At 69.3% G+C, this 5,964-nt stretch carries 7 protein-coding genes; 3 read left to right on the forward strand and 4 right to left on the reverse strand.

The window, feature by feature from the left end:
- Positions 1–98 precede the first annotated feature (98 nt).
- Positions 99–974 carry a PHP domain-containing protein gene (locus RTM68_RS16200; RefSeq protein ID WP_312172879.1) on the reverse strand — a complete coding sequence of 292 codons (876 nt, stop codon included), beginning with the start codon at positions 972–974 and terminating at the stop codon, positions 99–101.
- Positions 975–1,063: 89 nt separating this feature from the next.
- On the opposite strand from RTM68_RS16200, the gene RTM68_RS16205 reads away from it, so the two are divergent.
- From RTM68_RS16205 to RTM68_RS16215, 3 genes are read left to right on the forward strand one after another with little or no spacing between them, the layout of a single operon-like run.
- On the forward strand, positions 1,064–2,086 hold the full coding sequence (locus RTM68_RS16205) for an endonuclease/exonuclease/phosphatase family protein (RefSeq protein ID WP_312172882.1): 1,023 nt from the start codon (positions 1,064–1,066) through the stop codon (positions 2,084–2,086).
- 37 nt (positions 2,087–2,123) lie between these two features.
- Positions 2,124–3,545, forward strand: coding sequence for an aminopeptidase P family protein (locus RTM68_RS16210; RefSeq protein ID WP_312172885.1), 1,422 nt, complete (start codon positions 2,124–2,126; stop codon positions 3,543–3,545).
- 9 nt (positions 3,546–3,554) lie between these two features.
- Positions 3,555–4,448, forward strand: coding sequence for a phosphotransferase (locus tag RTM68_RS16215; protein ID WP_312172887.1), 894 nt, complete (start codon positions 3,555–3,557; stop codon positions 4,446–4,448).
- A 4-nt stretch (positions 4,449–4,452) separates the two neighbouring features.
- Here RTM68_RS16215 and RTM68_RS16220 read toward each other — a convergent pair whose 3' ends face one another.
- The 3 genes from RTM68_RS16220 to RTM68_RS16230 form a co-directional block, all read right to left on the reverse strand.
- Positions 4,453–4,851 carry a VOC family protein gene (locus RTM68_RS16220; RefSeq protein WP_312172888.1) on the reverse strand — a complete coding sequence of 133 codons (399 nt, stop codon included), beginning with the start codon at positions 4,849–4,851 and terminating at the stop codon, positions 4,453–4,455.
- An 8-nt stretch (positions 4,852–4,859) separates the two neighbouring features.
- Positions 4,860–5,519, reverse strand: coding sequence for an alpha/beta family hydrolase (locus RTM68_RS16225; protein ID WP_312172890.1), 660 nt, complete (start codon positions 5,517–5,519; stop codon positions 4,860–4,862).
- Positions 5,519–5,964, reverse strand: a 446-nt coding sequence (locus RTM68_RS16230) for a DUF4870 domain-containing protein (RefSeq protein ID WP_312172893.1), incomplete at its 5' end; no start/stop codon positions are given. The genes RTM68_RS16225 and RTM68_RS16230, both read right to left, overlap by 1 nt.

The following is a 5,964-nucleotide window of genomic DNA, read 5'->3' on the forward strand; positions in this document are numbered from 1 at the left end:
GTGCCGCTCCGGTCACCGGAGCCTGACCTCAGCGACGATCTGACAACGCCGTGAAAGGGGCGGATGCTGCTGCGGCGGCATCCGCCCCTTTCCGGTCTTCAGGCGTACGTGGGCGTCGAACCCGTCGCGCGCTCGATCAGTCGTGCGACCATCCCATCCGCCGTGGTGTTCTCACCCGGCAGGTTGGGCTTTCCGGCGCCGTGATAGTCGCTCGACCCCGTGACGATCAGGTCGTGCTCGGCCGCCAGCGCGTGCAGCGCCCGCTTGCCTGCTTCGGTGTTCTCGCGGTGGTCGATCTCGAACCCGCCGAGGCCCGCCGCGATGAGCCTCTCGATGAACGGCACCGGCATCATGCGATCACGCCCCGCGGTCACCGGATGGGCGATGACCGCCACTCCCCCGGCGTCGGTGATCAGCCGTACTGCGGTGAGCGGGTCGGGCGCGTAGTGCGGCTCGTAGTACCCCTCGCGCGGGTGCAGGATGCCGTCGAACGCCTCCGTACGATCACGGACGATACCCCGCGCCACCAGAGCATCGGCGATGTGAGGGCGCCCCACGGTCGCATCAGGCGTCGTCTGCGCGACCACGTCGTCCCACACGAGGTCGTAGTCGCGGCCGATGCTGCGCACGATGCGCTCCGCCCGACCGATGCGATCACCCCGGATCCGCTCCGTCTCGGCCCGCAGTGATTCGTCGAGCGGATCGAAGAGGTACCCGAGCACGTGAACGCTCCGCCACTCGTGCTTGGCGGAGAGCTCCATACCCGGGATGAACGTCATCCCCAGCGCCGCGGTCTGCTGCGCGGCCTCCTGCCATCCCGTGGTGCGGTCGTGGTCAGTGAGAGCGAGCGTGCGCACCCCGTGCGCCTGGGCCTGGCGCACGACCTCGGCCGGTGTCTCGGTGCCGTCCGAGTGATTGGAGTGCAGGTGCAGGTCGGACGGTCCTGCGAACGGGTGGGATCGAGCGACGGCCATCCTTCGAGAGTACCCACGCCCGGACGCGCCCGGCGCGCGCGCCGTGCCGAGGCAGGGTCTTCACAGCGAGGGCTTCTAGGCTGAAGGGGATGCTTCGACTCCTGGGGATTCTCTTCACCGTGCTGCTCGCGATCGCCACGGCGATCGTCGTGTGGCCGCAGTTCTTCCATCTGGAGCAGACGTACCCGTTCGCGCAGATCGTCGCCGCTCGCGGTGTGGTCCTCGCGGCATTCCTCGTGGTCGCCGTGCTCGCGATGCTGCTCCTGTTCGCCCGGCCGCTGCGCGGATTCGCGGCGTCGGTGCTCATCGTGGCGCTCCTCGGCGCCGGCGCCACCGGCGTGATCGGGATGCTGCGCGGATTCGGCTCCGGATCGCTGCCCGCCGCCACCGAGACCAGCCTGCGCGTGCTGTCCTGGAACACGGCGGGCGACAACGTCTCCGCACCTCAGATCGCGCAGCAGATCCTCGATCAGGGAGCCGACATCGTGGCTCTTCCCGAGACCACCGAGGCGGTCGGCGAGGAGATCGCGGTGATGCTCCGTGAGCAGGGGCACCCGATGTGGGTGCATCACGTGCAGTTCCAGCCTGACGTCGTCGACGGCCCGAAGTCGTGGCACACGACGGTTCTCGTGTCGCCCGATCTCGGCGAGTACTCGGTGATCGAGTCCTCGGAGAACGGATCGAACAACACGGGATCGGTTCCGAGCGCCGTGCTGATGCCCGTCGACGGCTCCGGTCCGACCATCGTCGCCGTGCACGCCGTCGCTCCGCGGGTCGAGGACATGGCCCAGTGGAGCAGCGACCTTCGCTGGATCGCGGATCAGTGCCCCGAGGGCGACTTCGTGCTGGCGGGAGACTTCAACGCGACGGTCGATCACATGGCGGGCCTCGGCGTCGACGGTGGCGACATGGGCTACTGCCGCGACGTCGCCTCGCGAACAGGGAACGGCTACAGCGGCACGTGGCCCAGTTCTCTGCCGACGCTGCTCAGCACGCCGATCGACCACGTCATGGCATCCCCGAACTGGACGCCGACCGGGTCCGTCGTGATCGACGATGCCGGCGGCAGCGATCATCGCGGGCTGATCGTCCAGCTCGAGCCGACGGGCTGACCCCGCGCGCACATCGCTCAGGTGACAGACTGGAGGGATGAGCACCGCAGAACGCGACACGATCGCAGAACCCGTCGTCGAGGCCCCCGCCGAGAGCACCACCACGAACCGCAAGCAGCCCTTCCCCCAGGGCTTCCTCGACACGATCTCCACCGGCTGGGCCGAGCGGGAGGAGACCCTCCCCGCGCCTCGGACGCAGGCGCCGTTCGCCGCCGAGCGGCGCGCGGCCGTCTCGGCGGCATTCCCCGGAAAGCGTCTCGTGATCCCCGCCGGCTCGCTGAAGCAGCGCAGCAACGACACCGACTATGTCTTCCGGGCGCACTCGGCGTTCGCGCACCTCACCGGCTGGGCATCCGACTCCGAGCCCGACTCGGTGCTCGTGTTCGACCCCACGGCCGACGGCCACGACGTCACCCTGTACTTCCGTGAGCGCGCAGACCGCACGACCACGGAGTTCTACGCGGATGCCACGGTCGGCGAGTTCTGGATCGGTCCGCGCCCGTCTCTCGCGGGCGTCGCCGCCGATCTCGCGGTCGCCACCGATCACCTCCACCGCTTCGCCCCTGTCGACGGCGAGCTCGTGCTCGACGAGGACGACGACCTGACCCGCTTCGTCTCGGAGCTGCGCCTCGTGAAGGACGACTTCGAGATCGCCGAGATGCGCCGCGCCGTCGACATCACGGCGCAGGGCTTCGACGACGTCATCCGCTCGCTCCCCGATGCCGTCGCCCACGCACGCGGCGAGCGCGTCGTCGAGGGCGTGTTCCACCGCCGCGCGCGCGAAGACGGGAACGGCGAGGGCTACGACACGATCGCGGCCTCCGGACCGCACGCGTGCTATCTGCACTGGACCCGGAACGACGGCACGGTCGTCCCGGGCGACCTGATCCTCGTGGACGCCGGCGTCGAGGCCGACAGCTACTACACGGCGGACATCACCCGCACCCTGCCGGTCTCGGGAACCTTCACCGAGGTGCAGCGTCGCGTCTACGAGACGGTGCGCGAGGCAGCGGATGCGGCGTTCGCCGCGGCGCGGGTCGGCGTGCGCTTCCGCGAGGTGCACGAGGCCGCGATGCGGGTCATCGCCGCCCGCGTCGCCGAGTGGGGTCTGCTGCCGGTGACCGCCGAGGAGGCCCTCGACGCGGATGCCGGCGGCCAGCACCGTCGCTACATGGTGCACGGCACCTCGCACCACCTCGGCATCGACGTGCACGACTGCGCACAGGCTCGCCGTGAGATGTACTACGACGGCATCCTGGCTCCCGGCATGGTCTTCACGATCGAGCCCGGACTGTACTTCCAGATCGACGACCTCACGGTGCCCGCGGAGTATCGCGGCATCGGGGTGCGCATCGAGGACGACATCCTCATGACGGAGGACGGTCCGGTCAACCTCTCGGCGGGCATCCCGCGCACGGCCGACGAGGTCGAGGCCTGGATCGCACGGGTGCAGGGCTGACCGCACTGCATGCATGAGGGTGAACTCGAGCTCACCACGGCGACCGCTGCGCGGCTGATCGCGCAGCGATTTCCCGAGCTCGCGGGCCTCCCTCTGCAGCGTGTTCCCACGACGGGGACCGTGAACACGATCGTCCGTATCGGCGACGCTCTCGTGGCGCGGTTCCCGCTCGTCGGGGAGACCGAGGAGGCGCTGGCGACCGAGTCCGCCGCGATGTCGGAGCTCGCAGATGTCTGCCCCGTGGCGTCGCCACGACCATTCGGAACCAGCCCCGCGACGCCGGAGTACCCGTCGGCCTGGTCCGTGCAGACCTGGGTGCCTGGCGACACGGCGGCCCATGACGACCACATGTCATCCACTGCTCTGGCGGGCGACATCACCGAGTTGATCTCGTCTCTGCGATCGGTGGACGTGCGCGGTCGGGTGTTCGACGGACGTGGCCGTGGCGGCATCCTCAGTGACCACGACGACTGGGTATCGCTGTGCATAGAACGCAGCGGACATCTGCTCGACGCCGCCCGCGTCCGACGACTCCGGGATGCGCTGCGCACCATCGGTGCCGACGAGCCCGCCGTGATGAGCCATCGGGACCTCACGCCGTTCAACCTGCTCGTCTCGGACGACCGTCTGGTCGGCGTCCTCGACGGCGGAGGTTTCGGCCCCGCGGATCGGTCGCTCGACCTGGTCGCTGCCTGGCATCTCTTCGATGCCCCGAGGCGACGGATCATCCGCGACGGCCTGGGATCGAGAGACGTCGAGTGGCGCCGAGGCGCGGCGTGGGCGCTTCAGCAGGCGATGGGCCTGATCTGGTACTACCAGAACTCGAACCCCGCGATGAGCGCCCTCGGTCGCTCCACCATGCGGCGACTGTTGGACGCCGACGAGCTCTCGTCTCTCGGATGAACGGTCAGGCTCGCGAGTCAGCGACGATCTCGACCTTGAAGCCCTGGTCGTTCTCGAGCCATCCGGCGTAGTGATCGGGACCACCGGCATGCGGGTAGCGCTCCGCGTACAGCGGATTCCATCCGTGCACCGCAGCAGCGGCCATCAGCGCATCGACCTCCGCGCGCCGGCCACCCCAGAACGCCAGGTGGTTCATGCCCGCTCGACGGCGATCGTGCTCGGCGGCGGACAGGTTCGGCGAGGTCGTGAGAGTGACGTACGAGCTGCCCGCATCCCAGGAGCGACCACGAGCCCACTCGGCGGTGAGCTCGAACCCCAGCGAGGTGAACAGCCACCCCCAGCTGTCCACGGCCTCGTCGAGATCGGGCACCCAGATCTCGACGTGATGAAGCCCTTTCGCCACAGCCCCATTCACCCCTGAGCGGGCCGGGCGAACTCCGCGACGAACGGCGCCAGCGATGCGCCGATCTCGGAGGCCGACCGCTTGCGGCCCTTGACCTCGAAGGTGTGCCCTCCACCCTCGATCCAGACGACCCGTGCGTTCCGGCAGGTCTCGACGACCTCCTCGAACTGCGACACCGGTTGGATGAAGGGATCGTTCGTCCCCTCGATGAACAGCTGCGGGACGGTGATCGCCGGAAGATGCTCGGATCTCGGCTTCTCGGGCTTCCCCGGGGCGTGCAACGGGTAGCCGAGATACGCGAGGCCGTCGACGACGAGCCCCTCCGCCACGGCCATGGATGCCATCCGACCGCCGTAGGACTTGCCGGTGGCCCAGATCGTCGCGCCCGGATCCTGCTCCCGCGCGTACGCGACGACCGAGCGCCAGGTCGCCGTCGCGTGCGTCGCCGGCCCGGGCATCCGCCGGCCCTGCTCGACGTAGGGGAAGTTGAAGCGGAGCGTCGAGAACCCGAGGTCGACGAGCGCATCCGAGAAGCCGGTCAGGAAGGGATGGTCCTTGCCCGTCCCTGCGCCGTGCGCGATGATCACGGTCGCCCCTCCGGCACCGCCGGCCCAGTCGGCCGAGACGGTCACGGGGCCGGTGGGCAGGTCGACGGTGATGTCGGCCATCAGTCGCGAAGGTACGGGATCGCGAACGGCACCCGCATGGCCTTGCCTGCCGAGGCCTTGACCATGCCGATGATCACGAGGACGACGTGGAGCACCGAGACCGCGAAGTAGAGCGTGATCGGGATGCCGATCGGATAGAACCCGCTGGACGGCGAGTCCGACGTCAGCGTGAAGAGGACCACGAAATGCGTGATGAGGAGTCCTGTCGACACGAGCAGGTAGGTGAGCCCCCAGTTCAGCGCCACCCGGGCATTCTCGCGGGCCACCCCACCGAAGCGACGGGAGGCTCCGCCGCTCACAGCCATGGCGATTCCCGAGGCCAGGCCGCCGACGAACGGGAAGGGGATGAAGATCAGCAGTCCCAGCGCCCAGGGCAGGAGTCCGCGCGGCGGCGTCGCGACGGGGTATGCGCCCGCCGGATAGGGCACGCTGGCGGGGGCGCCGG

Source organism: Microbacterium sp., assembly GCF_031988965.1.
Lineage (GTDB): Bacteria > Actinomycetota > Actinomycetes > Actinomycetales > Microbacteriaceae > Microbacterium.

What these genes read in the sequence shown, in the direction of transcription:
- RTM68_RS16200 (WP_312172879.1), bottom strand. Translation starts at nt 974, where the DNA reads ATGGCCGTCGCTCGATCCCACCCGTTCGCAGGACCGTCCGACCTGCAC.
- RTM68_RS16225 (WP_312172890.1), bottom strand. Translation starts at nt 5,519, where the DNA reads ATGGCCGACATCACCGTCGACCTGCCCACCGGCCCCGTGACCGTCTCG.
- RTM68_RS16205 (WP_312172882.1), top strand. Translation starts at nt 1,064, where the DNA reads ATGCTTCGACTCCTGGGGATTCTCTTCACCGTGCTGCTCGCGATCGCC.
- RTM68_RS16210 (WP_312172885.1), top strand. Translation starts at nt 2,124, where the DNA reads ATGAGCACCGCAGAACGCGACACGATCGCAGAACCCGTCGTCGAGGCC.
- RTM68_RS16215 (WP_312172887.1), top strand. Translation starts at nt 3,555, where the DNA reads ATGCATGAGGGTGAACTCGAGCTCACCACGGCGACCGCTGCGCGGCTG.